Annotated in this window: 25 protein-coding genes, 1 other RNA gene, 1 pseudogene and 1 riboswitch; of the genes and pseudogenes, 22 read left to right on the top strand and 5 right to left on the bottom strand. The window is 43.9% G+C overall.

The features are described from left to right. The 4 genes from C792_RS0100125 (at window position 1) to C792_RS0100110 (ending at window position 3,332) form a co-directional block, all read left to right on the top strand. Window positions 1–852, top strand: a complete 852-nt coding sequence (locus C792_RS0100125) for a transporter substrate-binding domain-containing protein (protein WP_017547406.1) — start codon at window positions 1–3, stop codon at window positions 850–852. 91 nt (window positions 853–943) lie between these two features. Continuing rightward, entirely contained in the window at window positions 944–1,654 is a 711-nt protein-coding gene (locus tag C792_RS0100120; RefSeq protein ID WP_017547405.1) for an amino acid ABC transporter permease, read from the top strand. Window positions 1,655–1,657: 3 nt separating this feature from the next. Further along, a complete protein-coding gene (locus C792_RS0100115; protein WP_017547404.1) occupies window positions 1,658–2,347 on the top strand; it encodes an amino acid ABC transporter permease in 690 nt (229 codons plus the stop codon). Between the two features lie 28 nt (window positions 2,348–2,375). Beyond that, window positions 2,376–3,332: an L-threonine 3-dehydrogenase gene (locus C792_RS0100110; protein WP_017547403.1), complete on the top strand. Its 957-nt coding sequence runs from the start codon at window positions 2,376–2,378 to the stop codon at window positions 3,330–3,332. Window positions 3,333–3,518: 186 nt separating this feature from the next. Here the strand turns inward: C792_RS0100110 and C792_RS0100105 are convergent, their stop codons facing one another. Continuing rightward, complete coding sequence (locus C792_RS0100105; RefSeq protein WP_017547402.1) at window positions 3,519–4,379, bottom strand: DMT family transporter; 861 nt, start codon at window positions 4,377–4,379, stop codon at window positions 3,519–3,521. Between the two features lie 347 nt (window positions 4,380–4,726). Here C792_RS0100105 and C792_RS14035 point away from each other — a divergent pair, with 347 nt between their 5' ends. Beyond that, window positions 4,727–5,386 (top strand): ABC transporter substrate-binding protein, encoded by a 660-nt coding sequence (locus C792_RS14035; RefSeq protein WP_083854802.1) that lies wholly within the window; start codon window positions 4,727–4,729, stop codon window positions 5,384–5,386. Between the two features lie 224 nt (window positions 5,387–5,610). Here C792_RS14035 and C792_RS0100095 read toward each other — a convergent pair whose 3' ends face one another. After that, window positions 5,611–6,588 carry an alpha/beta hydrolase gene (locus C792_RS0100095; protein ID WP_017547400.1) on the bottom strand — a complete coding sequence of 326 codons (978 nt, stop codon included), beginning with the start codon at window positions 6,586–6,588 and terminating at the stop codon, window positions 5,611–5,613. 114 nt (window positions 6,589–6,702) lie between these two features. Between C792_RS0100095 and C792_RS0100090 the strand changes: the two genes are divergently transcribed. Both C792_RS0100090 and rpsN read left to right on the top strand, forming a co-directional pair. After that, entirely contained in the window at window positions 6,703–7,140 is a 438-nt protein-coding gene (locus tag C792_RS0100090; RefSeq protein ID WP_017547399.1) for a MerR family transcriptional regulator, read from the top strand. Between the two features lie 62 nt (window positions 7,141–7,202). Further along, window positions 7,203–7,417, top strand: a pseudogene (rpsN, locus tag C792_RS14700) (30S ribosomal protein S14); the annotation flags it as partial. 229 nt (window positions 7,418–7,646) lie between these two features. Here the strand turns inward: rpsN and C792_RS0100085 are convergent. Next, the gene (locus tag C792_RS0100085; protein ID WP_017547398.1) at window positions 7,647–8,135 is read right to left on the bottom strand and encodes a GNAT family N-acetyltransferase; all 489 of its coding nucleotides are present in this window, start codon (window positions 8,133–8,135) and stop codon (window positions 7,647–7,649) included. A 190-nt stretch (window positions 8,136–8,325) separates the two neighbouring features. On the opposite strand from C792_RS0100085, the gene C792_RS14940 reads away from it, so the two are divergent. After that, window positions 8,326–8,484 carry a hypothetical protein gene (locus C792_RS14940; RefSeq protein WP_017547397.1) on the top strand — a complete coding sequence of 53 codons (159 nt, stop codon included), beginning with the start codon at window positions 8,326–8,328 and terminating at the stop codon, window positions 8,482–8,484. Between the two features lie 191 nt (window positions 8,485–8,675). Here the strand turns inward: C792_RS14940 and C792_RS0100075 are convergent, their stop codons facing one another. Beyond that, a complete protein-coding gene (locus tag C792_RS0100075) occupies window positions 8,676–9,209 on the bottom strand; it encodes an isochorismatase family protein (protein ID WP_017547396.1) in 534 nt (177 codons plus the stop codon). A gap of 442 nt (window positions 9,210–9,651) precedes the next feature. On the opposite strand from C792_RS0100075, the gene C792_RS0100070 reads away from it, so the two are divergent. The 4 genes from C792_RS0100070 (at window position 9,652) to C792_RS0100055 (ending at window position 15,772) form a co-directional block, all read left to right on the top strand. Continuing rightward, entirely contained in the window at window positions 9,652–10,338 is a 687-nt protein-coding gene (locus C792_RS0100070; RefSeq protein ID WP_017547395.1) for a phosphoribosylaminoimidazolesuccinocarboxamide synthase, read from the top strand. Between the two features lie 302 nt (window positions 10,339–10,640). After that, a complete protein-coding gene (locus tag C792_RS0100065; RefSeq protein ID WP_017547394.1) occupies window positions 10,641–11,576 on the top strand; it encodes a hypothetical protein in 936 nt (311 codons plus the stop codon). A 69-nt stretch (window positions 11,577–11,645) separates the two neighbouring features. Then, entirely contained in the window at window positions 11,646–13,784 is a 2,139-nt protein-coding gene (locus C792_RS14030; RefSeq protein WP_017547393.1) for an SNF2-related protein, read from the top strand. 356 nt (window positions 13,785–14,140) lie between these two features. Then, window positions 14,141–15,772, top strand: a complete 1,632-nt coding sequence (locus tag C792_RS0100055; RefSeq protein ID WP_017547392.1) for a BCCT family transporter — start codon at window positions 14,141–14,143, stop codon at window positions 15,770–15,772. Between the two features lie 92 nt (window positions 15,773–15,864). On the opposite strand, the gene C792_RS0100050 is transcribed toward C792_RS0100055, so the two are convergent. Beyond that, a complete protein-coding gene (locus C792_RS0100050; RefSeq protein ID WP_017547391.1) occupies window positions 15,865–16,755 on the bottom strand; it encodes an SAP domain-containing protein in 891 nt (296 codons plus the stop codon). 113 nt (window positions 16,756–16,868) lie between these two features. On the opposite strand from C792_RS0100050, the gene C792_RS0100045 reads away from it, so the two are divergent. The 10 genes from C792_RS0100045 to recR all read left to right on the top strand — a co-directional run bounded on the left by C792_RS0100045 (window position 16,869) and on the right by recR (window position 26,327). After that, entirely contained in the window at window positions 16,869–17,267 is a 399-nt protein-coding gene (locus C792_RS0100045; RefSeq protein ID WP_017547390.1) for a hypothetical protein, read from the top strand. Window positions 17,268–17,364: 97 nt separating this feature from the next. Then, window positions 17,365–17,408: riboswitch (PreQ1 riboswitch) on the top strand. Next, the gene (locus C792_RS0100040; RefSeq protein WP_342661869.1) at window positions 17,407–17,871 is read left to right on the top strand and encodes a QueT transporter family protein; all 465 of its coding nucleotides are present in this window, start codon (window positions 17,407–17,409) and stop codon (window positions 17,869–17,871) included. It overlaps the preceding riboswitch by 2 nt. 386 nt (window positions 17,872–18,257) lie before the next feature. Then, on the top strand, window positions 18,258–19,169 hold the full coding sequence (locus C792_RS0100035; protein ID WP_017547388.1) for a carboxypeptidase-like regulatory domain-containing protein: 912 nt from the start codon (window positions 18,258–18,260) through the stop codon (window positions 19,167–19,169). A 177-nt stretch (window positions 19,170–19,346) separates the two neighbouring features. Next, window positions 19,347–20,798 (top strand): PTS system trehalose-specific EIIBC component, encoded by a 1,452-nt coding sequence (gene treP / locus C792_RS0100030; protein ID WP_017547387.1) that lies wholly within the window; start codon window positions 19,347–19,349, stop codon window positions 20,796–20,798. 21 nt (window positions 20,799–20,819) lie between these two features. Further along, a complete protein-coding gene (treC, locus tag C792_RS0100025; protein WP_017547386.1) occupies window positions 20,820–22,463 on the top strand; it encodes an alpha,alpha-phosphotrehalase in 1,644 nt (547 codons plus the stop codon). A gap of 57 nt (window positions 22,464–22,520) precedes the next feature. After that, window positions 22,521–23,252: a trehalose operon repressor gene (gene treR / locus C792_RS0100020; RefSeq protein ID WP_017547385.1), complete on the top strand. Its 732-nt coding sequence runs from the start codon at window positions 22,521–22,523 to the stop codon at window positions 23,250–23,252. Window positions 23,253–23,294: 42 nt separating this feature from the next. Further along, window positions 23,295–23,561: signal recognition particle sRNA large type (gene ffs / locus C792_RS14695), an RNA gene on the top strand. A 126-nt stretch (window positions 23,562–23,687) separates the two neighbouring features. Then, a complete protein-coding gene (gene dnaX / locus C792_RS0100015; protein ID WP_017547384.1) occupies window positions 23,688–25,331 on the top strand; it encodes a DNA polymerase III subunit gamma/tau in 1,644 nt (547 codons plus the stop codon). Window positions 25,332–25,405: 74 nt separating this feature from the next. After that, window positions 25,406–25,729, top strand: coding sequence for a YbaB/EbfC family nucleoid-associated protein (locus C792_RS0100010; RefSeq protein ID WP_017547383.1), 324 nt, complete (start codon window positions 25,406–25,408; stop codon window positions 25,727–25,729). Between the two features lies 1 nt (window position 25,730). Continuing rightward, on the top strand, window positions 25,731–26,327 hold the full coding sequence (gene recR / locus C792_RS0100005; RefSeq protein ID WP_017547382.1) for a recombination mediator RecR: 597 nt from the start codon (window positions 25,731–25,733) through the stop codon (window positions 26,325–26,327). Window positions 26,328–26,747: the final 420 nt, after the last annotated feature.

Here is a 26,747-nt window from a genome sequence, read left to right as displayed (position 1 = left end):
ATGAAAAAATTTTCAATGTCTTTTCTTGCACTCAGTATGACAGTATTGTTGGCAGCATGTAATGGTGGGGAAGAAGGGGAAGCAACTGCGGAAAATAAAACAAATTCTGATGCAGAAACAAGAACAATTACAGTCACAACCCCACCGACTTCGAAAAATCTAAGTTGGCAAGAGACTGATGGAGAAATATTAGGTTATGAGCCGGACGTTCTTAGAGCTATAGATGAAAAGTTGGCAGCTTATGAGTTTGATATTCAAGCAGTTGCAGATAGCGCCCAAGAAACAGGAATAAAATCAGGTAGATATGAATTGAATGTGGGGGGATTTTATCCAACTCCTGAACGTGAAGAGCAATTCCTGGTACCTGAAGAAGCTACAGGAAGAAGTTTAATTAAAATGTGGGTAAAAGAAGGTAGCGATATAGAAACTCTTGAAGATCTGGAAGGAAAAGATATAACACCTTTTACAGCAGGTGGGGGTACTCTTCAAGTGGTTCTGGATTGGCAGGAAGAGAATCCTGAATATGAGCTCAATTTAGAAGAGTCCAGTGGGGATATTCCTTATGCACAACGTCTTAAAGAGATAGATTCAGGAAAATACGATGCATTTATAGGTCCTGCTAACCTGGGACAAAATGAAATCATTGAAGAACAGGGACTGAATGTGCGTGCCACTGATCCTATTTATGTAGGAGAAACTATAATGCTGATCAATGATTCTGAAGAAAATCAAGATCTACTGAAGCAGGTAGATGAGGCATTGGTTGAATTGAAAGAGGAAGGAACTTTGTCAGAAATTTCAGAGGAATATTATGGAGAAGACGTATTCCAATATGATTTGACAGAGGAGTAGATTAATCTATAAGGGTGTCATGCCACATCATAAGTATATGAAACACTTATGACGTGGCATGAAATTTATAACAAAGGGGAGAAAAATCTAAATGGTTGAAGCTCCAAGTACAATTGACATAATATCACTATTATTACAGGTTGCTCACATTACATTATATATTTTAATAATTTCAGCTGTACTAGGATTGTTACTGGGCTCATTTTTGACGATGATCATTGTCAAAAATATTCCAATACTTAAGCAATTAACAACAGTTTTGTCTTCTTTTACAAGAAGTGTGCCGATTATAATACAATTATTTATCGTTTATTACGCTATACCACCTCTTCTTTCGAATTTTGGTATCAATGTGAGTAATTTGAGTGCAGTTGCTGCCTCAATAGTAGCATTGACACTATACCATGGAGGATATCTTACGGAAGTTTTAAGAGCAGCTTATAAAGCTGTAGATAAAGGACAGCATGAAGCTGCAGATAGCTTTGGTTACACGCCTATACAAAAATTTTTCAGAATTATATTACCTCAAGTTGTACCTGTAGGATTGCCCGGTTGGGGGAATGCATTAATTCATTTGATACATGATACTTCACTAGTTTTTGCGCTTGGTGTTGCCGATATCATGGGACGCGCAGAATTGATTGCGGCTGCTTCATATGGTATGAATCAGGTTCAGGTATTTATTATTGTAGCTGTCATTTATATCGTTGTTACATTTCTTTCTGACGGATTGGTTCGTTTGCTTGAAAAAAGAACCAAAAAATATAAACTGGATTCTGGTTTAAATGCAGGGGGGGCATAGAAATTGAATATCGAAATCTTATGGCAGGACTTTTTAGGCATACTTCCAGTAGTTCCACAGACTATTGCTTTAGCTGTAATAATATTTTTATTATCAATATTAATTGGAACAGTAATGGCACTGATACAAGAATATAACGTGCCGATACTCATTCAGATTGTAGTATTGTTTAAATTATTTTTAAGAGGCACACCGCTGATTGTGTTTATATTTATAATGTACTATTCTCTACCAGGTATAGTTAATTTCTTCACGAATCTTCTGAGCCTGAGTTATAATGCCAACAATATATCACCGATGATAATACTTATAGTTGCTGTATCCTTGACTGTGTCATCCTTTCAAGCTGAAACAATAAGGGGCTCATTTCTTTCTGTAAGTCATGGTCAAATCGAAGCTGCCAGATCTTTGGGTTACACCCCCTTCCAAGCTTTCACTAGAATAATCACACCTCAGGCCCTTGTAGAAGCATTACCAGAATTCGGGAGTGCATTCTTAGTAGTTATGAAAGCAATCTCTCTTGGTTTTATGATTACTGTTGTGGATATATTTGCTCAAGCCAGATTGATAGCGTCATCCAATTCGTATTATATAGAAGCCTTTGTAGTTGCTGCATTAATGTATTGGGGAATTGCAGTTATAGTTGTAAAACTTACTAATAAATTTGAATCACGTTTGTTGAGTAGAAGTTGATTTATAATATAATTATAAGGAGATATATATGAAAAGAATTATAATTACCGGGGCGCTTGGTCAGATCGGTACGGAACTTACCTTGAAACTGAGAGAGAGATATGGCGAAGAAAATGTTTTGCCAACGGATATAAAAGAGCCGGCAGATGAACAGCTCAAAGGGAAGCCATTTAAAATACTGGATGTGCGTGATATGGATCGGCTGAAAGAGGTCGCTGAAACTTTCAAACCGGATACGATCATGCATATGGCAGCGCTGCTCAGTGCGACGTGTGAGAAGGATCCCCAGCTTGCATGGGACATCAACATGGGCGGCCTTGTAAATGCACTGGAACTCGCAAGGGAGTTCAATCTTCAGTTCTTCACACCGAGTTCAATAGGCGCTTTCGGTCCGTCCACGCCTAAAGAGAACACGCCACAAATCACTGTACAGCGTCCGACGACAATGTACGGAGTGAACAAGGTCGCAGGAGAATTATTATGCGACTACTACTTTGAAAAATTTGGTGTGGATACCCGCGGTGTCAGATTCCCCGGCCTCATTTCACATGTGAAGGAACCGGGCGGCGGGACAACGGATTACGCAGTGGAAATTTATTTTGAAGCGATAGGAACCGGAAGATATACTTCATATATTGATAAAGATACGAATATGGATATGATGTATATGGACGATGCAATCGATGCAGTCATCAAACTGATGGAAGCAGACGGATCGAGGCTTGAAGACCGTAATGCATTCAATGTGACTGCGATGAGCATCAACCCGGAAATGGTTGCGAATGAAATCAGAAAGCATATCCCGGCATTTGAAGTGGATTACGATGTCGATCCTGTGCGTCAAGGCATTGCAGAGAGCTGGCCAAATGCGATTGATGCAAGTCATGCAGTCCGCCAGTGGGGTTTCAATCCAAAATATAATCTTTCTAACATGACTGCAGTAATGTTGGATGCAATAAAAGAAAGAAATTTTTCAAAAATTTAATTATTGATTTATAATGTAAAGTAGCCTTATTGATATGACTCTAATTTCGTTTGATATTCATCAACTAGTTTCCAGGTTTTATTGATATGTTACAAATAAAAAAGCCAGCACTGGTTTGATTTCTGAAACAGTGCTGGCTTTAAAATCGTTAACTCGGGTTAAAAAGGACATACATAAAAATTTACATCACATAGTCGATTTGGGTTTACGGTTTTTCATAAACATATAATAGCTGGCCCCAAATATTATGAAATAGCCCATAATAGAAAGGAAGTCCGGTACTTCTTCAAGAATGAATATACTTAATAACGCTGTGAATAATATTGAAGAGTAGAAAAATATTGAGATTTCCCGGGCAGGTGCAAAACTATAAGCGATAGTTATTCCAAATTGACCAACCGATGCAAATATACCTGCGAGTATCAGTATAAAAAATTGTTGTACAGTCATTGGTTCATATTGGTAAATAAAAAAAGGTAAGAGTGCGATCGTAGAAAAAGCAGAAAAATAAAAAACAACTGTAAAGAATTTCTCGCGATCACCAAGCACTCTTAGAACAGTATATGCAGCTGCAGCGAACAATGCTCCCAAGATACCAATGAGCGCAAATAAAGTATCGCTGGACATAGATGGTTTAATAATAAAAATCGCGCCGACAAATGCGATTACAATTGATATAAACTGGTACTTTCTTATATATTCTTTTAAGAAAATTGCACAAAGAATGATTGTAAAAAAGGGGCTTAACTTATTAAGTATTTCAGCATCGCTGAGTACCAGTCGATCAATTACATAGAAGTTAATAAGAACACCCATAAGTCCGAAAGTAGATCTTAGTAAAAGGAGACCCTGATTTGCTTTTTTACCAAAAAGCTTTTCCCTATAATATATGACTAAGACAAGTGAAATTAGCATTGAGACAAAATTTCTAAAAAACGTCTTCTGGACAGTCGGTAAATCTCCACTGTATTTCACGAAAAAAGACATAAGAGCAAAACCTAATGAAGAGATTAATAGTGCCATTACTCCCTTTGTTGTGTTACTCACTTTAGAATACACCTCATTTTATTTGAAACCATAATTTCATTTATATATTGTTCTATTATACCCCAAGCTACCGACTATATATAGGTATTGAATAGGTTGCATTTTTACGAACGAAATGTGTATGGCAAGATAAAAAGATTTTTATATTAGTATGATGAATTTTAATATTAAGTGCAACATCTGAATGTCACTTTCAATTTTATTTTGCACTGATTTAGACAATAATTTGCACTATAGTTGAAAAGCCCAACTTATCTTTTTACGAAGACAGTTGGGCTTTAAAGCTAGTTATGCAAAATTACGCTTAAAAACAGGTGCAAATTATCATATGAAGTGACAGGCAGGCCATCTCACATGTCGTAGATAAAGACGAAATCATCAATGGTGTCTACAATGGCACTGGCAGAGTATTGGATGGACCGATCCAGCCTGAATTGCTCGGCTACGATGAAGAGATAGAAGGGCTTGACCAGGACATTGACAGGGCACAGCAATTGATGGAAGAAGCCGGATATGAAGATGGATTTGACATCAATATAGTAACCAATGATGCACCTGAAAGAGTGGATGTCGCCATATATCTGCAAGAAGCATTACAGGATATCAATGTAAATGCCACCGTAGACCAGATTGAATGGGGTGCCTACCTGGAAGAGACGAGTACAGGTGATCATGATATTTTCATACTGGGATGGCCCAATCCTACAGGAGACCCTGACCAGTCTGTATGGCCACTGTTCCATTCATCCATGGAAGGCAGCCAAGGCAACAGGACATTCCTTGAGAACGGCAGAGTAGATGAACTGCTTGAAGCCGGCAGGATGACTACAGATGAAGATGAACGTGCAGAAATATATGAAGAACTGCAGGAAGTGCTCGTGGAAGAGGCGCCGATGATCTATATGAGACAGGCACTCAGCATGAATGCACAGCGCAGCGAAGTGGACGGTTTATATATCAATAATTATAATAAGCCTGATTTCCGTGATGTCACATTGAGTGAATAAGTTATTTTGATACAAAGAACGCCACCTGGAGAATTTCTCAGGTGGCGTTGACTGTCAATTTTGACGGTGAATTGCATATATTCTACGTGTTATTTTGCATAACCAAATTTAAAAGTCCAGCTGTCTTCAACAAAAGATAAGCTGGACTTTTAACTATAGTGCTAATTATCCTAAATCAGTACAAAATTGACAATCAGTATAATAGCATCTGTAATATTAGTATATTATAAATGTTTCTTTAAAAATTGTTCTATTTCTGCAAATGGTATGATATCAGTTTTGTCATATAAATCAGTATGCACTGTATTAGGGAGTATGATCAATTCCTTATTTTCGCCGACTAAATTTTTATATGCATCCTCACTGAAATAGGTAGAATGTGCTTTGTCACCGTGGATTAAAAGCACTGCACTACGAATCTCATCGCTATATTGGAGGAGTGGCATGTTCATGAATGATAAAGGTGTTGTAATTGTCCATCCACCGTTTGAATTTAGAGATCTGCTGTGATATCCACGATCTGTTTTGTAGTAATCAAAGTAATCTTCGACAAATTTTGGTCCTTCTTTCGGTCGAGAATCTGGTAGGCCACCGTCTAACCCGTATTCTCTGTCTATGAAGTCTTTTGTTCTTTGTGCATTCAGCTCTTCTTTTCTTTCATGTCTCTTTTCTTCACTATCTTCATTGTCAAAATAACCATTTGCATTTACGCGAGTCATATCATACATAGTAGATGTCACTGTTGCTTTAATCCTTGTATCAACAGCAGCGGCATTAATAGCCATTCCACCGAAACCACAAATTCCGATAATACCAATTTTATCTGGGTTTACATCATTATGTGTTACAAGGTAATCTACGGCAGCTTGAAAATCTTCTGTATTTATATCCGGAGAAGCGACATTTCTGGGTTTACCACCACTTTCCCCAGTGAATGACGGATCAAAGGCTATTGTAATAAACCCTTTTTCTGCCATTGTCTGAGCATACAAACCAGATGATTGTTCTTTGACAGCCCCGAACGGTCCACTTACAGCAAGTGCCGGCAACTTGTCACTGTCTTTATTAACTGGCTGGTACAAATCAGCTGCGAGTGTTAAACCATATCGATTAACAAATGTTACCTTACTGTGCTTTATACTGTCGCTTTTAGGAAAGGTTTTATCCCATGATTCTACTAAATCCAATGTCTCAATGTTCATAATTATTCCTCCTTTGATTATATGTTGCATTGATGATATATTTTTAATACTAATACCTAAACCTGACTTCAGGTCAAGAGATAAGTTGAAAATTTAAAAGTTGGAGGTTTTACATTGTATTCTATAGGACAAGTATCAAAAATTTTTCAGTTACCCATCTCCACTATCAGATATTACGATAAAGAGGGGTTATTACCAAATTTGAGAAAAGATAACTCAAACACACGCAAATTTGATGAAGAGGCTGTTGAAGCAATTAGAGTGATTGAATGTTTGAAAAAATCTGGGACATCTATTAAAGGTATTAAAGACTTTATGACTTGGTGTGAAGAAGGGCCGTCAACCTACGGTAAACGATTGGAATTATTCGAAAAACAAAAAAAGCAAGTTGAAGATGAGATTAAAGAACTGGAGAATACATTAAACATGATCAAATTTAAGTGTTGGTATTATGATAAAGCCATGGAGTATGGAAATGAGGATTTTGTGGAAGAAATTCCTGAAATACTGCCGAATGAAGTTAGAGAAAGTTATATAAAAGCTCACAGTTAGAGAAGGGGATGGGAACTATTACAGCAAAAGCATGAAAACTGGTCGCACAGTATGCAGCATGAAGAAAAGAGCTGAAAGCAAAAGGGGGCTGTGAAGGGCTTTGCAAACTGCCAAGGGATTCTTCGCTGACACGTTTAAAAATCGTTGCGGGGTGACAGGCAGACCGCGGGGTATAGGAGAGAAATTCAATATGTCTCGCATTGCGTTTCGTGAATATGCCCATAGAGGACAGATTTCAGGTGTGAAAAAATCAAGTTGGCAGGACAGTGAGATATAACGGGTTTTTGAGGGAGGAAAACGATGTTACTGTACTAGAGAGTCTGAGACTGATGGCATCCATCAGTTTACTGGCGGTGCCAATTCCAGATGTTTTTTCTCTGCCGGCTGATTTTCATAGCTTCGAAAACATGTCTTGATCATATTGAATGAGCGGGGCAGACTTCTGCCCGATTATCCCCCGGCGCAGGCCATCGGCACTTTTGTCCTTGATGCTTCATTGCTCAGCCCTACAGGCTAATCTCCATCATTAATTGTGTACCATATTCCGTTACCTCTTCGTCTATGGTTTCAAAACCTTGTTTTTTCCACATTCCAACAGCCGGTTCATTTTCTTTGACAACACTGAGCCGGATCTTCCGCATGTCTCTTCCTTTAGCATAAGCAACAGCGTGATTGTATACTTTTTGACCAATACCATGCTTCCTATAACTTTGATCGATGACCAAGTAACCTATCATGCAGATGTGGCTGTTGGGATAATTGAACAGGATGTCCAGAAAGCCGATAAGATCCTCTTCCATATAAACGCCGTACACTTCTTTATTTTTTATATCTATGCCGGGAGGCACATCCAATAGGAATTCTTCTTTAACTTCATCAAAAGATGGGACTACCGTACTATAATCCGTGAAATGATCTGTATTTCTCATGATGAAGTTATAGAAGTGATTAAATTCATTCTCCGTATCAAGTAATTTTAATTTAAACGGTATCATTCAACTTCCCCCACTAGAATTAATTTCGACTGATAATTTTATAGATAACCTTTTTGGAATTATTTTAGTTTTGATTACTTTATATCTAAACAAAAAGTTTCCTTCAAGTAAAGATTTGAAAGATTAACTAGGAGGATACCAAGATACTGCTTAAACAGATCGAGATGGAAGATGAGGGGGCTGTGAGCGCATGGATAAAGAAATCGATACGCTGATGAAAGACGCTATCGATACGCAAATCGTCAAAGAACGCCTAAAAGATACAGATGTGAAAACATATAGTGTTGAAAAAGCAACAGGTGTCAATCTCGATGACATCACACTCGACGAGAACGATGGCTGCGAATAATAGAGCATCTGGCGGGCACATGCCTGTCTTTTTTGTTCAGGGCGAGACAAACATGCAGTTCTGGTGAAAAAGACTAATCCCCGGTGACCTGCTACTTCCTAAGTTTAGAGATGAAATAAAAGGGTCTGTAAACCTGAAGGGGGATTTTTAGGGGTGCCATTGCTTGCCATCAAAAATAGAGCTACAAGAAATTATAATTCTTTGTAGATTTCAACATATTCTTCAAAATCCAAGACTTCAATAATTTCAGACCAATGTAGGACTGTGCCTATAAAATCTTTAATATCTAAGCCTTTCATTTCGTATGTTTCATCAGTATTAACAGTCCCTGTAGCGTCTTCAATAAAAGTGACTTTATAGCCTCTATCGAATGCTGAAATAGCGGTAAACATACAACAAAATTCTGTGTTAAAGCCAGTGATGAAGAGGTGATCTACATCTAACAAATCCAACTGTTTTTGGAGATTCGTATTAAAAAAAGAATTAGGTGTTGCTTTTTCAATTACATGGTCAGGATATTTTTCCAGAGAAGAATGAATCTCAGCACCATTTGAACCTTTATGTAATGGACTTTTTTCAATTTCATCCAAATGTTTCATGAAAATTACTGGGAGCGCCTTCTCTTTGAAATCTTTAATAACCTGTTCAATAAGTGGCATTTCTTCTTTAAAGTCTTTGAAATTAATAATTCCATTTTGAGCGTCAATCACTAATAAGGCTTTCACTTATTTTCTCCCCTTATATGCGTTTTTTAAATTACTACGTTGTAATGTATGTTGTAAGTGTCCAAAAAAATATGGGGTAAGGTGCAAGATTTTTGTATATTTCTTAAAGAAAAGGATACTTATATCATGGAAAATTGTACAGAGAAAAACTCCCAAATCAACTGTTACAGACGCTGATTAGTAGTCATGTGAGTGAAAAGACGTTGGAACGGATGGCCCTAAATAGACATTCCAGGGATATTGAGTCCACTGGTTTCAGAGTGTGCGGTCAGGCTGTTTGGTAAGTTCATGCCACATAAGCGGCTTATTCGAAAATGCTGAGGCTTAGTATGTTTGGAAACTGGCGTTTCTATAACAGTAGATTGGAATTTTTTATTTTACAGGTAAGGCCCTCGTCACTCTGTTAAAATGAAAATTAACTAACTGAATGGGGTGGATACATATGGAGTTGATTTATAAAGGCAAGACCAAGGATGTATATCAGGATGACGACAGGCAGATTGTACTGTATTTCAAAGATGATATGACCGGCAAGGATGGTGTGTTCGATCCGGGCGAGAATCAGGTTGGACTCCAGGTTGAGGGTTCCGGGAAAGCGGGACTTCAGATGACGAGTTTCTTCTTTGAGAAACTGAATGCTGCGGGTATTCCGACCCATTATGTGGATGCGGATATTGAAGCGCGTGAAATGCGGGTTAGAAAAGTATCTGTGTTCGGGGAAGGGCTGGAGGTCATCTGCCGTTTCAAAGCTGTGGGCAGCTTCACCCGCCGTTATGGTGATTATATTGAAGAGGGTGGGGAACTGCCGGCCTATGTGGAAATGACTCTGAAGGATGACGAGCGTCAGGATCCGCTGATCAATGAAGCTGCCCTGGAAACCCTTGGTATATTGAAACCGGGTGAGTACGGGGAGATTGCGGAACTGACTGTGAAGATCAGCGAAGTCGTCAAAGATGAACTGGCACAGCGGGGTCTTGATTTGTACGATATCAAATTGGAGTTCGGACGGGATGATGAAACCGGTGAAGTGCTGCTGATCGATGAGATTTCCGGCGGCAATATGCGTGTCTATAAATCCGGTGAATATATAGAGCCCCTGAAATTGAATGCGATCCTGTTTGATGCGTGATCAAGGGCATTAACAGCTGTTGTGAATGTGGTCCGAATGCCGTCCGGTGTTCGGACTTTTTTATGTGTGGCGCATGTTATACTGTAGGTGAATACAGTAAATATAAAGGGAAAACAGTTTCTCTATGAAATCTGAACAGATCACGGTGTCTACTTTGGGACACGTCAGTTTTGAAAAAATGACTGAAAATTTCACCAGGGCCAAGGGCAGTCGCCAACAATATAATTTAATTAAATATTCAGATTCATCCTATAATATTGTATGATTGATTTAAAGCATGTTTAGGGGCAGGGGTGAAAAGGATGAGACTCTTATTATTTGTAATACTGAGTGGCATCATCCTCGTTGGATGTAATCAGGAGCAGCAGTCAGAGGATGAGAATGCAACCCTCAATGAGACATCTGAAGAGGACAGCGCAGAAAATAATACATCAGAGGAGGAATCTTCAGAGGAATCGGAAGCGCCGGCTGACTCTTCTGACGAGTCGGAGGATGACAACACCGAAGGTGACGGCAGTCCGGAAGAGAGTGAAGAGGAGCCTCCGGAAGATCTTCTGGGCGGGGCCTCTTTCAAGGAAGGATACTGGATAAACTACAAAGGTGAGGATGATCCGCGTGATCATATGATGCGGTCAGATTACATCGACTATGATCCGGAGACGGATTATACGGTCACAGTGGCTTCATATGTTTCCTATTATTACGGGGAGGCGTTCATCAAGACCAACAACTACGGCCACGGAGGTCCCAAGGTCATAGAAAAGGTGCCCGAGGCGGACCGGGTGGTCATCAGTGTCGAAAAGGTGAGGTCGGATGAGCTTGAATTTTATGATGCCGCAATGGAAGGGGCCGCCAAGGGCGAGGAAGTGAATACGACACCTGAAGAATTTGTCGGAAGGGGCAGGCTTGTCGAGGAGAACCTCTCGGGGCAGATCATGTTCGGCCAGGAATTCCTTGCGGAGGAGAACCTGATGCGGGGTGAAGTCATCGATGAAAATGGCAATTTTGTCGAGGAAGAGGATCATGCTGTAACCGAGGCGCTGGAATATGACCCATCAGCAAGTTATGCCATTACCGTACCCGCATCAATCAGCTACTACAGAGGCAGCGAATTCATGGAGACGATGGAAATTGAAGATGCACCGGCATATATTCCGGCGGTGGACGGAGCGAACTACATCAACATCAGCTTCGATGAAGAGTTCATATACGAGCTGAATGTCATTGAAGTGGAATAGCTTTTCATAAAGTGAATTTTAAATCCAAATATTCCGCAGGATAAGCAGGACAAATTTCGCGAGGGCACTATGATCAACAATAAAAAAGATGTCATAAAAATTGAAAAAGAGCTTGAATCGAAAACGGCAGAACTAAGGAAGTATGATGAGGATTATTTCAATCCGAAAATCAGCGGACTGTGGCAGCAAGTCAAAATGATTATTGCGCGGGATAAGCTGCAAGGGATGCATATCGATACGATTTCAACGATTGAGAAGGGTATGCCGATCAACAACCTGATCGATGCGGGTTTCAAATCCATACAGGATGTGGCGGACTATACGCCGGAACAGTTCATGCAGATTCACGGCGTGGGGAAGAAGTCCGCCTATCCTCTGGCTGATGCGGTCTCAAGGATAGCTCAATCCGTCCATGCCCGGGTACAGGGAAGGATCAACCCGGACAATCTGTCAAATCTGGATTACGAAGTGCTGAGGGCCATCTATTCTAAGCAGCGGATCCTCATCGACAGCGAGCATTTATTGGAAGAGATCGATCAGTTGAAGCAAAGGTTCACCGGACAGTTTGAAGTCATTAAGGAACAGCGGAATTTCTTCATGGGACTCTTCCAGCCCAGGGAGGAAAAACAGAAAATTTCCCGGGAAATCGAAGCTGTGAATGAAAGTGATCTTTCTGTGAAGCTTGGTGATATCAGGGAGAGGTATGATGCGGTCGTCCGATTTGATGTCAGCGACGAATTTCTCCGGGAGGACTTCATATCCAATAACATCAAATACTATACTGAAATCGAGAATGTGACCGGTTATACACGGAAAAAGATGGCGGATGACATACCATCTGAAATCGTGGAGTCGGTGAATGCCTTTCCGTTGGATAAGGCAGGTCTGAAGAATTTGACCCTGCGACATTACCAGGAGTTTGGCGCGAAATATATCCTTTCCAATAAAAGGATACTACTTGGAGATGAGATGGGGCTCGGGAAGACGATTCAGGCACTTGCGGCAATCAATCATTTGAGCCGGGAAGGAAAACCATATTCGATTGTCGTCTGTCCGCTCAGCGTTGTTGCCAATTGGAAGCGGGAAGTGACAAAGTTTTCGGATATCAATACTTACATTTTCCATGGGAAAGGCAGGGACGAAGCATTTGATGCCTGGCTGGATCATGCGGGAGTGCTGATTACGACTTTCAGCCATACACGACGCATGGATAAGGAGAAGATTGAAAAACTGGATATGCTGATCGTGGACGAGGCACATTTTGTCAAAAATCCCGGGGCGAAGCGGTCCCGGAGTGTATATGAGCTGTCGGAGCGGGCGGAATACGGCCTATATATGAGCGGCACTCCTCTTGAAAACCGGCTGGGTGAGATGAAGCAGCTCTTGAGTGTGCTGCAGCCGGGTGTAGCTGCCAGACTATCAAACGAACTGCATCTGCTTGAGCCAAGGAAATTCAAGCGGGAGATTGCACCGGTCTATCTGCGCCGTAACCGGGAAGATGTACTGGGTGAGCTGCCTGAGCTTGAAGTGATCGAACGGTGGTCTGAATTCAGTGAAGCGGAACAGAAGATATATGATGGTGCAGTCGCATCCGGAAACATGATGAAGATGCGGCGTGCGGCATGGGCAGGTGGCAGTCCTGAAGCGTCTCCCAAACTTGAATCTCTCTTGGATATTTGCGGCGAGGCAAAGGAAAATGGTCACAAGGTACTGGTGTTCTCATTCTTCAGGGATGTGATCGATGTTGTCCAGGACCGTTTGACTGGGCCGTCATTCCCCGCAATCACAGGAGATATACCCAATGCCGAAAGACAGCATATCATCGATGACTTTACAGCAGCGGAACCTGGAGCGGTGCTGGTATCTCAGATTACTGCAGGTGGTGTGGGGCTGAATATCCAGGCTGCCAGTATCATCATTTTATGCGAACCCCAGTGGAAGCCGTCTACGGAGGAACAGGCGATAAGCCGGGCATACCGCATGGGTCAATCCCGTAATGTGGTGGTCTACAGACTGCTGACTGAAGATAGCATAGATGTGAGCATGATGGAACTGCTGGATGAAAAGTCGCAGCTGTTCAATCTTTACGCGAGGGATTCTGAAGTGGCGGAAGTTGCACAGGACAGACGTGAAGAATCGGAGTCTTCACTCCAGCAGCAGGCGCTGGGGATTGAAAAGAGACGTCTCGCTGAAAAACAGGGAGTGTGATGAAAGTATATATCATCATGAGGAGTACCCAGCGGTGTCCTCTCATCCTGAAGTTGTATAAATACACAAAAAATAATTGGTAAGCGGATTCATTTCGTGAGAGGTGTTCTCTTGGTAATATTTCCATGTTACGCTATATAATGTTGTAATTATTTCTTTTTTCCTATATAAACTAAGTGATGTCCGGGCTCAGGGTTGAAACGGCATTTTGAGATGCACTCGATACAGAGGTCTTTTTTACAGGAAGTTTTACACTTCATGTTATCATCCGCAACTATGACAGTCTCTGAATGCAGGCCGGGGTTTGCTTACTTAGGAAAAACACTCAATACAAATCTATTCAGGAGGGTTTATCAATGATCAACAAACCAAAGGTCACACCGGTCTTTTATGTCTCTCTGTCCATAGCATTTGTATTCATATTATGGGGAGCATTTTTCCCCGCAAATGTTGGGACAGTGTTGGGATATATCAATGACTTCATCTCAAACAAATTCGGCTGGGTCTATATGCTGGCAATGACAGCTTTTGTCATTTTCGCGGCGTTCCTGGTCATCAGTCCGTACGGTAAAATCAGACTGGGCAAACAGAATGAAAAGGCGCAGTATAGTTATTTTACATGGTTCTCATTCCTGTTTACAGCGGGTATGGGTGTCGGCCTCGTCTTCTACGGAGTAACCGAGCCGCTCACTCACTATTATAATCCGCCTGTTACAGAGGGCGAAACTGCTGCAGCTTCACAGGAGGCGCTGCAGTATACGCTATTCCACTGGGGATTCCATCCTTGGGCAGTATATGCAGTGGTCGGGCTTGCCCTGGCATATTTCAACTTCCGTCATAAGGCACCATTGCTGATGAGTTCAGCGCTCACACCGGTCCTTGGCAACAGGTCAAACGGCTGGTTGGGGTCAAGCATCGATGTTTTAGCCGTATTTGGCACAATTTTCGGTATCGCGACTTCCCTTGGACTTGGTGCGACACAGATTACGGCTGGTTTAAGCTACAGCTTTGATGCTATAGAGAACAATCTGTTTACTCAGACATTAGTCATCATTTTCATTACTATAGCGTTCATTCTTTCAGCATCTACAGGTGTAAACAAAGGTATACGCTATTTGAGTATGGCGAACGTAGTGACAGCTATTGCACTGATGGTGTTCGTCTTCATCTTTGGTTCATCCATACAGATGATCGAAGCATTCATGACGAATACAGGTAATTACGTGCAGAATCTGGCAAGCATGACATTCAACATGAATTCATTTGTCGGCGACAGGGAATTCCTGAACAGCTGGACACTGTTCTATTGGGCCTGGTGGATCGGCTGGGCTGCGTTTGTCGGGAGTTTCATTGCCCGTGTATCACGGGGAAGAACAATCCGTGAGTTCATCCTGGGCGTGACCGGTGTACCGGTTCTCTTCAGTGCCATCTGGTTCGCCATCTTTGGTGTTGCAGGCATTGAATCGGATAATATCCTCGGCGGAGGACTTTACAGCCTTCTCGATTCACAGGGCAATGAAGTGGCGTTGTTCGCATTCCTGGAAAACTATCCGGCAGCGGCCCTTGTCATGGGTATTGCAGTATTACTCATTGCTTCGTTCTTCGTCACGTCTGCAGACAGCGGTACATTCGTACTCAGTATGCTGACAACAGGCGGCGGCCTGAACCCGCCACTTAAGATCAAAATGATCTGGGGAGTCATCCTGGCGGGTACTGCAACTGTACTACTCTGGTCAGGTGGCCTGGGTGCTATACAGATGGCTATGCTTATTGCGGCATTCCCGTTCACATTTGTTGTCATACTGCTCGGCATATCACTGTTCAAAGCCCTGCGCAGTGAACATGATATTCTCGAGCTTGAAAGAAAGCAGCTTGTATATGAGCCGAGCTACAGAGAAGAGACGCAAAAAGAACTGGAAGAAAAACGTGTCGCTTTCGAAGAGACACTTCCGGATGAAACAGCGCCGGATACAGAAGAAGAAAAATAGAAGCATAAGAAAGCATGAAAGAGCAGCGGTTGCCTGGAAAATGGCAGACGCTGCTCTTTTCAATTCTGTAATTTTTTCAGACTGATGACAAATCATTCTCCATCATCCAGAAGGCTTCTCAGCTTGATTTCAGCATCCTCATCCCCCATCACATAATCTGTGATGAATCTGGCTGCCCTTTTCCGTGTCACATATGGATAGGGGAGGAATTCAGTATCTTCCACGAGTGAATGATACAGCGTGTAAGGTGTCATCTGACCGGTTTCAAGCAGGTTTCTGTATTTGTCAGCAGTGAAGTTATCAATGTTGAAATGGCTTCCGGAAAGCATTACTTTGTATGTTGGATAGCTCATTATGGAGTGGAGTATGATGAGCATCGTGAAATTGTTGAGATAGAATATTGCGGCCTCCGTATCTTTCATCTCCTCCTGATGAAAGTGGGAAAGGAGCTGGAAAGATTTGATTGCATCGTATTTATTTTTATCGTGTATGGTGTTTTCAATCTTTTCACTCAGGACGCCGGTGACGACTGCGTCCGGAGATTTTTCAGGATGTGCCCTGTAGTAGCCATAGGCTTCATATATACTGATGTGCCCATTGAAATGGAAGTAGTCCATGAAACGTGTCCGTTCAAGGAGATCCGCGCAGTCAACTTTTACAGTATAGACACTTTTAAGGTTTTCGTCTCTGAAATCTATGATGTGTCTGTTGTATGTGATTCTTTCAATCAGTGCATTCTTGTTTCCGGAGACCTTCATACCACTGCGCTTCAGCAGATTTTTTAGCTCCGGCACTTTCAATTTTTTCAAAGTGACCGGCAAATCGTCATTCCTGCAGATGATATCTCTATCCATAAGGCTTTCAATCAGACTTTCGGCTTCTGCCCCATATTGAGTCAGCCAGAAGTCATGCATCACCGCTTCATCATGGGTCCTGCCGTTGACGAAATGCATGAACAGGACTTCAACCGCATCCAGCTTCATTACTCCCACATCCTTTAAGTACAGTTTACCCGCACAGAAGTAATGTATGGAATTTTTTTATGCCAATGATGTAAAGTGTATTAGAGCTAAATTTGAAAAAGGAGCGGATATGGATGGGATTTTTTGATTTTTTCAGGAAGGATAAAAATCAACGTCAGGAAGATACGGTGCCTGCAGAAAAGTACTGGCTGCTGGCGGGTGGTGATGGAAAAATTGTGGAACCTGACTGGCCGCAGGTTGAACAAGCGGTGAAGACTGCTGCAGATGGTTCTGCCGGGGAATTTATATGTCTGAGCTGCCTGAATTCAGATTTGGAAATTGAGAGCCTGCAGGCTTTGGGTGAAGATGGTCTCTACCGTGTTGAGGCACTGCCGCCTGAGGGTTCCGACGATTATGGGAAGATCTATGTGAACGATGGGGTCGTGTATGCGGATGCGCTGGCTTTCTTCAAAGAGTTCTGGGAAGAGGAAAGGGTTGTCGGTTTCAGAAGCTGGGATACTGAGAAGTTGTAGGGAGGTGGTTCTGCGGTCTTCCTGCATATTTCCAATTTCATATTGTAAATTGATCATTTATGGTATAGAATTTATGAGGTTAAATTTGGAATTGTTTTTATCACAGGTTCGCAAACTCCCTGTATAAAAAACTAAGGAGATTGATATTATCAAAAACAGAACACTGGTATACAACGCCCTGCTTGCGGCAATCTATGTTGCGCTGACGGTGGTCAACCCCATCGGTACGATGGCGATACAGATCCGGGTCAGCGAGATGCTCGCGGTCATCCCGTTTTTCAACCGTAAATACATTCCGGGAATCATCCTGGGTGTCGGTATCGCCAATCTTTTTTCCGGGCTCGGTGTCATGGATGTAGTCGTCGGTGTCGGGATTGCCGTCATATCATATACGATCAGCTACTTCATAAAAAATGCCTGGGTAAACGACGCGCAGTACAGCCTGCTCTGCGGTGTCTTTGTCGGCCTGATGCTGTGGCTGGTGGCCGGTATCCCATTCTGGTTCAGCTTTGTCACCATTACCATTTCGACACTGATAACGACGTTTATCGGTACGTTCATATTCGCAAGGATCGGCGACAGGATTCTGCCTGCGCTGAAATAAAGATTGTATCAGCCCCGTGCCGCTTTGAGGGTTCACTCATTTGTGGCATGGGGCCTTTATAATTTCCCGGGGAATAACTATTTTTTCAACGCTTTCATCCCGGCTCTGGCTCAGCTTGTATGCCGCCCGGACTTCCGTGACTTTCACCCTGGAGCCAACGATGCCCTGAATCTGCTTTCTGGTGTCATCGGATGTGTTCTTCCGTACAGCATCGTTTTTCTTGTCCGATTCGTATGGGGGTGTTTCATTTCCGCTTCAGGCGCCAGTATTGGGTCCGACACAACGGATGATGAAAAAACTGGTTATTTAGTTCTGAAAGCAACTATAGGTTGGCTCTCAAAAATCTGGTATATTATAGTTTATCAGAAAAATTTTAGGAGGCTGTCATGGAAAATATCATCAGGCGGTCGGCGGCGGTACTGTTGCTGCTGTTGCTCGTTCCGGCTCATGGAATATTTGCGAATACCGAGGACGACTCGGAGGTGGAGGAGTCGGCGGAACAGCCGTCGATTGAAGACTCCACAGAGGAGTCTCAATATGAGGGGTCCACTGAAGAATCAATAGAGCAGTCTCAATATGATGAGTCCACTGAAGAACCGGAGAACAGCTACAACAATGCCGAAGAGGAGTATTCGGAGGAATACACACCTCCGCAAAATGAACAGTCCCGGTCTGAGGATACGGCTGAAGATTCCTATCAGAGCTATGAGGAACCCACAGTGGAATATTACGAAGAACCTTCCGGGGAGCAGCCGATTGAAGAGACGGTTGAGGAATATTACGAAGAACCGACTCAGGAAGTGACGGAGGAGCAGATTGATGAATCCGGCGAAGAGGTCTATGCAGAACCTGAAACGGCAGAGGAACCGGCTGAAGTGACGATCAATCACGAAGAGATGGAAGCATTCTCGATAACAGGCGAGGTTGTGGAAGGTGACACAGGGATGGAAAATGTCACTGTGTTACTGTCGGGAGACGGAGAGAAAGAAGCGGTAACCGATGAAAACGGCAGGTTCTCATTCAAGAAAATGCCTCCCGGAGATTATGAGCTGAAGATGGAAGTACCGGACGGATATACCGCAGAAACAGAAAAAATCAGTCTGGCGATAGAGGACCGGGGCAAGCGGGGGGTAACATTTGTGCTCGAGGAGGCACCAGCGGAAGAGAGTGTGGAAACAGGTGAACGTGTCATGTCGGATGCTGACGGCTCTATGGTTAACATGTCACTGATTGTAACAGGTGCTGTGCTGCTTGTGTTTATGTTGATATTATTAGTCATAAAGGCTTTGAGGAAATAGGATTCAGATATTTTTGACCGCCCCTCAGGGCGGTTTTTTAATATACAGTCAGTTTTTTTAACCCGGATCAAACAAAGCGTGAATTACTTTTCACAATCTTTGTAATCCTTTACACTACTGTATAGACATGTTATAGTTAGGGCGATAATTATACAAAATAGAAGGAGTGTGGGAAGAATGGCGGTAAACCGTGATGAGGTCAGACAGATAATCGATGCAATCGGCGGCGAGGAGAACGTCAATGCAGCGACACACTGTGTTACGCGACTGCGCCTGGCATTGGATGATGAGTCCAAAGTGGATAAAGAAAAGCTGGATTCCATCGATCTGGTCAAAGGCTCATTCGCAGCGAACAACCAGTTCCAGATTGTTATCGGTCAGGGGACGGTCGACGAGGCATTCAAGATTTTCGAAGAGGAGACCGGCAAAGGCGGCGGTTCGAAGGATGAGGTCAAAGCTGCGGCCGCCCAGAAGATGAATCCGCTTCAAAGATTCATCAAGATGCTGGGGGATATATTCATCCCGATCCTGCCGGCCATTGTTACAGCAGGTCTCTTGCTCGGACTGAACAACCTGCTTACACTGGAGGGGCTTTTCTGGGAAGCTGACTCGGTCATCACACGCTTCCCTGGCATCGAAGGCATCGCGAGCATGATCAACTTCATTGCCGTAGCACCGTTCATCTTCCTGCCGGTGCTCATCGGCTGGTCTGCGATGAAAGTGTTCGGCGGGAACCCACTGCTCGGCATCGCTCTTGGTGTGGCCTTATGTCACCCGGACCTTGCAAGTCAGTACGGGCTTTTCGACAGTGAAGCCGGGGAACTTGCGGATATTCCTACGTGGAACGTTTTCGGGCTGGAAATTCAGCAGCTGAACTACCAGGGACAGGTCCTGCCGGTACTTGTGGCGACGTGGGTGCTTGCAAAAGTTGAGCTGTTTCTGAACAAACGTGTACACGACATGTTCAAACTGCTTGTGGTTGCGCCTGTTGCACTTGTTGTTGTCGGCATTCTTACTTATACAATAATCGGTCCGATTACGCTCTGGGGCAGTACGCTCATTACAGACGCAATCATCTGGCTGTTTGAAACTGCAGGCATTCTGGGCGGAGCGGTATACGGCCTGTTCTATGCGCCGCTTGTAATCACAGGCATGCACCATATGTTCCTGGCGGTGGATCTGCAGCTCATCGGCACAACAGGTTCCACATTCCTGTGGCCGATACTGGCAATTTCAAACATTGCACAGGGTTCTGCAGCATTCGGGGCATGGATGATCTACCGCAGCCAGAAAAAGAAAAAAGAAGAAGGTCTGGCAATGACTTCCGGCATCTCCGGCTGGCTGGGTGTCACTGAACCGGCGATGTTCGGTGTGAACCTCCCACTGAAATATCCGTTCCTGGCCGCGATCCTCACGACATCTGTCGTTGGTGGTATTTTCGGGGCAAACATGCTGACAGCATACAGTGTCGGCGTCGGCGGCGTACCAGGGGTCATCTCGATTACTGACGGCTTCTGGCTGCTGTTCACGATCGGCATGCTGATTGCCATCGTGGTGCCGTTCCTGCTGACACTTCTGTTCTCGAGGTTTGCCAGGGATAGAGCGAAAGACATGGTGGACGTAGACTAACTATATAAGGGAGTTTTTAAATTGGCATCCAATGACTGGAGAAAATCAGTTGTTTATCAGATCTACCCGAAATCTTTCAACGATACGACCGGAAGCGGAGAAGGAGATATTCCGGGTATTATAGAAAAGCTGGATTATTTCAAGACGCTGGGTGTCGATTATATATGGCTGACACCTGTCTATAAATCCCCGATGAATGATAATGGCTATGATATCAGCGATTATTATGAAGTGAATCCGCAGTTCGGGACGAAGGCGGATTTGGAAAATCTGCTGGAGGCGGCACACGCCCGTGGACTCAAAGTGATGATGGATATCGTTATCAATCATACGTCGACATCCCACAACTGGTTTGTCGAATCCAGGAAATCCAAAGACAACCCATACCGTGATTACTATATATGGAAAGACGGGAAGGGCAATGCCCCCCCGACCAACTGGGAATCCAAGTTCGGCGGCAATGCATGGACCTACGACAGTACGACCGGGCAGTATTACCTGCGTCTTTTCGATGTGTCCCAGGCAGATCTGAATTGGGAGAATGAAAATCTCCGCCGGGAAATCTATGAGATGGTCAACTACTGGATAGATTTCGGTGTAGATGGGTTCCGTTTCGATGTCGTCAACCTCATTTCAAAAGGGGCATTCGAGAATTCCGACGGTCCAGGCAAGGAATTCTACACTGACGGCCCGAAAGTCCACGAATATCTCCATCAACTCAATCGCAATACTTTCGGGGACAAAGAGATCATGACCGTAGGTGAAATGTCCTCCACGACAATTGAACACTGCCTCAAATATACGAATCCTGAGCGCAATGAGCTGAATTCCGTGTTCAACTTCCATCACCTCAAAGTCGACTATCCCGGCGGAGAGAAATGGACGTTTGCGGATTTCGACTTCATCGAACTGAAGCGCATCTTGATGGACTGGCAGGTAGCGATGGATGAAGGCGGTGGATGGAACGCAATATTCTGGTGCAACCACGACCAGCCGCGCATCGTTTCCAGGTTCGGTAGTGATGATACAGAAGAGAAACGTGTGAGGAGCGGCAAGATGCTGGCGATTGCCCTCCACGGTCTGAAAGGCACCCCCTATATCTACCAGGGTGAAGAGATTGGAATGACCAACCCTAAATTCACACGTATTGACCAGTACAGGGATGTTGAAAGCTTGAACGCATACAGCGAATTGAAAGAGAGGGGTATGGATAATGCCCACGTTCTGAGGATCCTCGGCACAAAATCACGGGACAACGGCAGGAGTCCGATGCAGTGGAATAAAGACCGCCATGCCGGTTTCACATCAGGTGAACCATGGATGGATATCGCTGAAAACTATGAAAATATCAATGTCGAATCAGCGCTCGAAGACAAAGACTCTATATTCTACACGTACCAGAAACTGATCAGTCTGCGCCATGAAATGGACCACTTCACATACGGGAGCGTTGTACCGCATCTCATGAAAGACAACGCGCTGTTCGCATATGAGCGTGTATACAATGAAGGAACGGTAACGGTGATCGCGAATTTCAGGGACGAAACAATTCCGTACCCGGATGGACTGGATGCGACAGGCGACATACTCATTTCAAATTATGATGACAGGACCGGGGAACTCAGACCTTTTGAAGCATTGATGCTGCATGGACAAAAGAAGTGAACAGATGTATCATAGGCTGTGATTTCAATAACGCCGGAAAGTGACAGGGTGAGCGACATGAGTTTGAACAAATACAACCAGATTTACCGCGAAATATCCAATGACATACAAGAAGGCAGATATGAAAAGGATGACGTCCTGCCATCTGAACACCGGTTGGTTGAAACGTTTGATGTTTCCAGGGAAACGGTGAGGAAAGCCCTGAATCTTCTACAGGAAAATGGTTTCATACAAAAGATGAAAGGCAAGGGCTCTGTCGTCATCTATGATTCTTCGATGGATTTCACGGTCTCCCATCTGACAAGCTTCAAAGAGATCCAGCAGCTGAAAACGAAGAAGTATACCACTACAGTAGCGGAGCTTGAACAGTACCCGGCTGAACAGTTCCCCCGTGTGATGCAGGCTCTGGATCTGTCGCCGGAAGACCGGGTCTGGCAGCTGATAAGGCAGAGGAAGCATGGAGGGGAGACCCATATTGTAGATATGGATTATTTCATCGTGGAGATGATGCCCGGCCTCAGCGCCACAGTTGCAGAAGAATCGATCTATGAATATATAGAAAAGAGACTGGGTTTGACGATTGCCTATTCCCATAAGGAAATCACATTCGATACCATGACGGGGGAGGAGACGGAACTCTTCGGTCACAGCGTACCGCCTTATGTGGCAACAGTCCGCTCCGTCGTGCACCTGAATGATGCAAGACCGTTCCAGTACAATATATCCAAACATCTTGCGAGTGAATTCAAATTCGTGGAATTTTCAAGACGCTTCCACGGCGAGTGTTAATTTCCTTGCATTGGAGTTTTGATTTTGGTATGATTTAGTGTGCCGTGCTAAGTGGGGAGGTAGCGGTGCCCTGTACCTGCAATCCGCTCCAGCAGGACTGAATTCCGTTTCCGAGGATATTCGGTGTGAGGACTGCCTCAAACTCACCGGTGTTGAGATTCCGGTCCTATGCAATAGAACGTCATGAACCATGTCAGGTCCGGAAGGAAGCAGCATTAAGTGGCCCATTCTATGTGCCGTAGGGCAGCCGGAGTTGAGCTGGTGGTTTGAGTAACGCTTGTGCCGGGTGTTCAAAGAAACGGTGCACGGTTTACATATCGAATGACTGTATCTGATGATGCAGTCATTTTTTTATTTGCACTGAGTTATTAGGGGCGGAGTGTGACATGTGATATAATAATGGACAGAAAATACTAATTACGGAGGTGCTGTTGAATGGAATATCAGGCTTTGTACCGGGCTTTCAGGCCGCAGACATTCCAGGATGTCGTCGGACAGAAGCACGTGACCAAAACATTGCGCAATGCCATCATCAGGGATAAGGAATCGCATGCCTATCTGTTCAACGGTCCCCGCGGAACCGGTAAGACGAGTATTGCAAAAATATTTGCGAAAGCTCTCAACTGCCGTTTTGGTTCCGAGGGTGAGCCCTGCAATGAATGCGACATCTGCATGAGCATTACCGACGGTTCTGCCAATGATGTGATAGAAATCGACGCCGCCAGCAACAACGGCGTCGATGAGATCAGGAATATCAGGGAAAAAGTCAAGTATGCCCCTTCTGAAGCCAGATATAAGGTATACATCATCGATGAAGTGCATATGCTGACGACCGGTGCATTCAACGCGCTGCTGAAAACATTGGAGGAGCCGCCCGGCCACGCTGTCTTCATCCTGGCAACGACGGAACCGCACAAAATACCGGCAACGATCATTTCAAGATGTCAGCGCTTTGATTTCAAGGCGATTGAAATCGGTGAGATCATCGGACGGCTGAAATACGTCGCCGATGCGGAATCCCTGGAATATGAAGACGAGGCGATCAATTATATTGCACGTACATCAGAAGGCGGAATGCGTGATGCCCTCAGCATCATGGACCAGGTCATCGCATACAGCAGCGACCTGATCAAACTCGATGACGCTGTAATGATTACCGGAGGCATAAAATCCGAGGAGCTGAATGACTGGCTCAAATTGATAGAACAGAAGGATTCCAGGGAAGCTTTTATCACCTATCACCGGTTTATCGATGAAGGGAAGGACCCCACCCGTCTGATCCATGAACTTGTCTACTATATAAGGGATATCATTCTGATGAAGCACTCGGGGGAAGCGGACGAAGGTGTGGCATTCTATCATACAGAGGACAAAGTCCTCTATGAAATGATAGATGTTCTGAATGATGCCATGGTAATGATGCGTTTTTCTGTGAATACGAGCGTCCACCTTGAAGTTGTAATTGTGAAACTGATACAGGTGCTCAACCGGAATGACCAGGCGGTTCAGGTGCAGGACGTCGACCTGTCGCACATTGAACAGAAGCTGACTGAACTTGAACGCCGCCTGTCCAGTCAGCCGCAGACGAATGCGGCGCCGGTGCAGGAGAAGACGGAGACGAGAAACGCCTCTTCGAAAGGATTCTCCCTGCGTCAGATTGAGAAAGTACTCGACCATGCCAACAAGGAAGACCTTGTGAAACTGAAGGATGCCTGGCCGAAAGTCTATCAGCATGTTGAAGAGAAAGGCTATCATTCACTCAGATCCCTGATCAAGGATTCGGAACCGGTGGCAGCAAGCGACACGCATGTGCTGCTCAAGTTCCAAAGCGACCTGCACAGCGACCTGATCAATAAGGATGAGAAGAAGCGGGAAGAACTGGAAACACTCATTCCCACCATTATAGACAAAACGGTCAAAGTGGTCGGGGTGCCGGATTCCAGCTGGCTGCAGGTCCGTCATGACTATATCCAGGAGAAAAAGGCCGGAAAAGAAAAGAAGGAGACTTCCGATGAAAGAAAGCCGTCTGATGTCGCCAAAGAGATATTCGGCAATGATATAGTAGAAACGCGGTCATAATCGGTTTATTAAACCAGTTGTTTCATATATAATATATAGATGATAATTCTAAACACATTTGGAGGAGAATATATATGCGCGGCGGAATGAACAATATGCAGGGTATGATGAAACAGATGCAGAAAATGCAGAAGAAGATGCAGGAGGAGCAGGAGAAGCTCAAAGATGAAAAAATTGAAGGTACAGCAGGCGGCGGAATGGTCAAAGTGACGGTATCAGGACATAAGGAGGTCATCGATGTGGAAATCTCCGAAGAAGTAGTCGATCCGGATGATATCGAAATGCTTCAGGACCTGATCATTGCTGCGACAAATGAAGCGATGACGAAAGCGGATGAGCTCTCAAGTGAGCGTCTGGGCAAGCACACTAAAGGCATGAACATCCCAGGTATGATGTAATATGCATTATCCAGAACCAATATCCAAGCTGATTGACAGCTTCATGAAACTGCCGGGTATCGGGCCGAAGACAGCCCAGCGCCTGGCATTTTATGTTCTTAATATGAAGGAAGACGACGTCGTCAACTTCTCGAGGAGCCTTATGGAAGTGAAGCGGGATCTTCAATTCTGTTCAGTCTGCGGGCATATCACGGATGTAGACCCCTGTTATATATGCAGCGATAAGAATAGGGACCGGAGTGTCATCTGTGTTGTCCAGGATACAAAAGATGTCATTGCCATGGAAAAGATGCGCGAGTATAAAGGGCTGTATCATGTACTGCATGGTGCCATCAGCCCGATGGACGGCATCGGTCCGGAGGATATCAATGCATCAACATTGATAGAACGTCTGAAGGATGATGAAGTTAAAGAGATCATCCTTGCCACCAACCCTAATATCGAAGGTGAATCGACAGCGATGTATATTTCGAGACTTGTCAAGCCGATCGGTATAAAATCGACCCGGCTGGCCAGCGGACTTCCGGTAGGAGGCGATCTGGAATATGCAGATGAAGTCACTCTGTCCAAGGCGATAGAACACCGGACGGAACTTTAGAGCATCATTTATGACAGAGCCGGGCGGCTGTTTTCATCGGTCGCCGTCCGGCTCTTGAATTTATTTAAAGAAATATCAGAAGCGATGTTATAAAAACTGATTAAAGGGTATAAATACACTATCCGATTTTTTGAATCTGCTCAAAAACGCTGTTTACTGCTGGTAATCACAAGCGGACTGAATATAACGAAAAGCTTTGAACACTTGCCATATAAGGCTTTTGCAAAGACGGCGCAAAATTAAACAGTAAAAAGCAAAACTTTTTTTGAAAAAGGGTTGCACAAATCAAACAAACCCTGTATAGTAATATCTTGTCGGACGAAATAAAGCACCGACACAACAAATGTTACTGGAAGCATTAAAAAATGTAAAAAAGGTGTTGCATCCGAATTACATTCGTGCTATACTAGTAAAGCAGTC

The organism is Salinicoccus carnicancri Crm (genome assembly GCF_000330705.1).
Lineage (GTDB): Bacteria > Bacillota > Bacilli > Staphylococcales > Salinicoccaceae > Salinicoccus > Salinicoccus carnicancri.
This window is presented reverse-complemented; position numbering and strand designations above follow the sequence as displayed.

Bases quoted from the DNA above. Each gene is read 5' to 3' on its own strand.
- C792_RS0100125 (WP_017547406.1), top strand. From the start codon at position 1: ATGAAAAAATTTTCAATGTCTTTTCTTGCACTCAGTATGACAGTATTG.
- C792_RS0100120 (WP_017547405.1), top strand. From the start codon at position 944: ATGGTTGAAGCTCCAAGTACAATTGACATAATATCACTATTATTACAG.
- C792_RS0100110 (WP_017547403.1), top strand. From the start codon at position 2,376: ATGAAAAGAATTATAATTACCGGGGCGCTTGGTCAGATCGGTACGGAA.
- C792_RS0100095 (WP_017547400.1), bottom strand. From the start codon at position 6,588: ATGAACATTGAGACATTGGATTTAGTAGAATCATGGGATAAAACCTTT.
- C792_RS0100085 (WP_017547398.1), bottom strand. From the start codon at position 8,135: ATGATACCGTTTAAATTAAAATTACTTGATACGGAGAATGAATTTAAT.
- C792_RS14940 (WP_017547397.1), top strand. From the start codon at position 8,326: ATGGATAAAGAAATCGATACGCTGATGAAAGACGCTATCGATACGCAA.
- C792_RS0100070 (WP_017547395.1), top strand. From the start codon at position 9,652: ATGGAGTTGATTTATAAAGGCAAGACCAAGGATGTATATCAGGATGAC.
- C792_RS0100065 (WP_017547394.1), top strand. From the start codon at position 10,641: ATGAGACTCTTATTATTTGTAATACTGAGTGGCATCATCCTCGTTGGA.
- C792_RS14030 (WP_017547393.1), top strand. From the start codon at position 11,646: ATGATCAACAATAAAAAAGATGTCATAAAAATTGAAAAAGAGCTTGAA.
- C792_RS0100055 (WP_017547392.1), top strand. From the start codon at position 14,141: ATGATCAACAAACCAAAGGTCACACCGGTCTTTTATGTCTCTCTGTCC.
- C792_RS0100050 (WP_017547391.1), bottom strand. From the start codon at position 16,755: ATGAAGCTGGATGCGGTTGAAGTCCTGTTCATGCATTTCGTCAACGGC.
- C792_RS0100045 (WP_017547390.1), top strand. From the start codon at position 16,869: ATGGGATTTTTTGATTTTTTCAGGAAGGATAAAAATCAACGTCAGGAA.
- C792_RS0100035 (WP_017547388.1), top strand. From the start codon at position 18,258: ATGGAAAATATCATCAGGCGGTCGGCGGCGGTACTGTTGCTGCTGTTG.
- treP (WP_017547387.1), top strand. From the start codon at position 19,347: ATGGCGGTAAACCGTGATGAGGTCAGACAGATAATCGATGCAATCGGC.
- treR (WP_017547385.1), top strand. From the start codon at position 22,521: ATGAGTTTGAACAAATACAACCAGATTTACCGCGAAATATCCAATGAC.
- dnaX (WP_017547384.1), top strand. From the start codon at position 23,688: ATGGAATATCAGGCTTTGTACCGGGCTTTCAGGCCGCAGACATTCCAG.
- C792_RS0100010 (WP_017547383.1), top strand. From the start codon at position 25,406: ATGCGCGGCGGAATGAACAATATGCAGGGTATGATGAAACAGATGCAG.
- recR (WP_017547382.1), top strand. From the start codon at position 25,731: ATGCATTATCCAGAACCAATATCCAAGCTGATTGACAGCTTCATGAAA.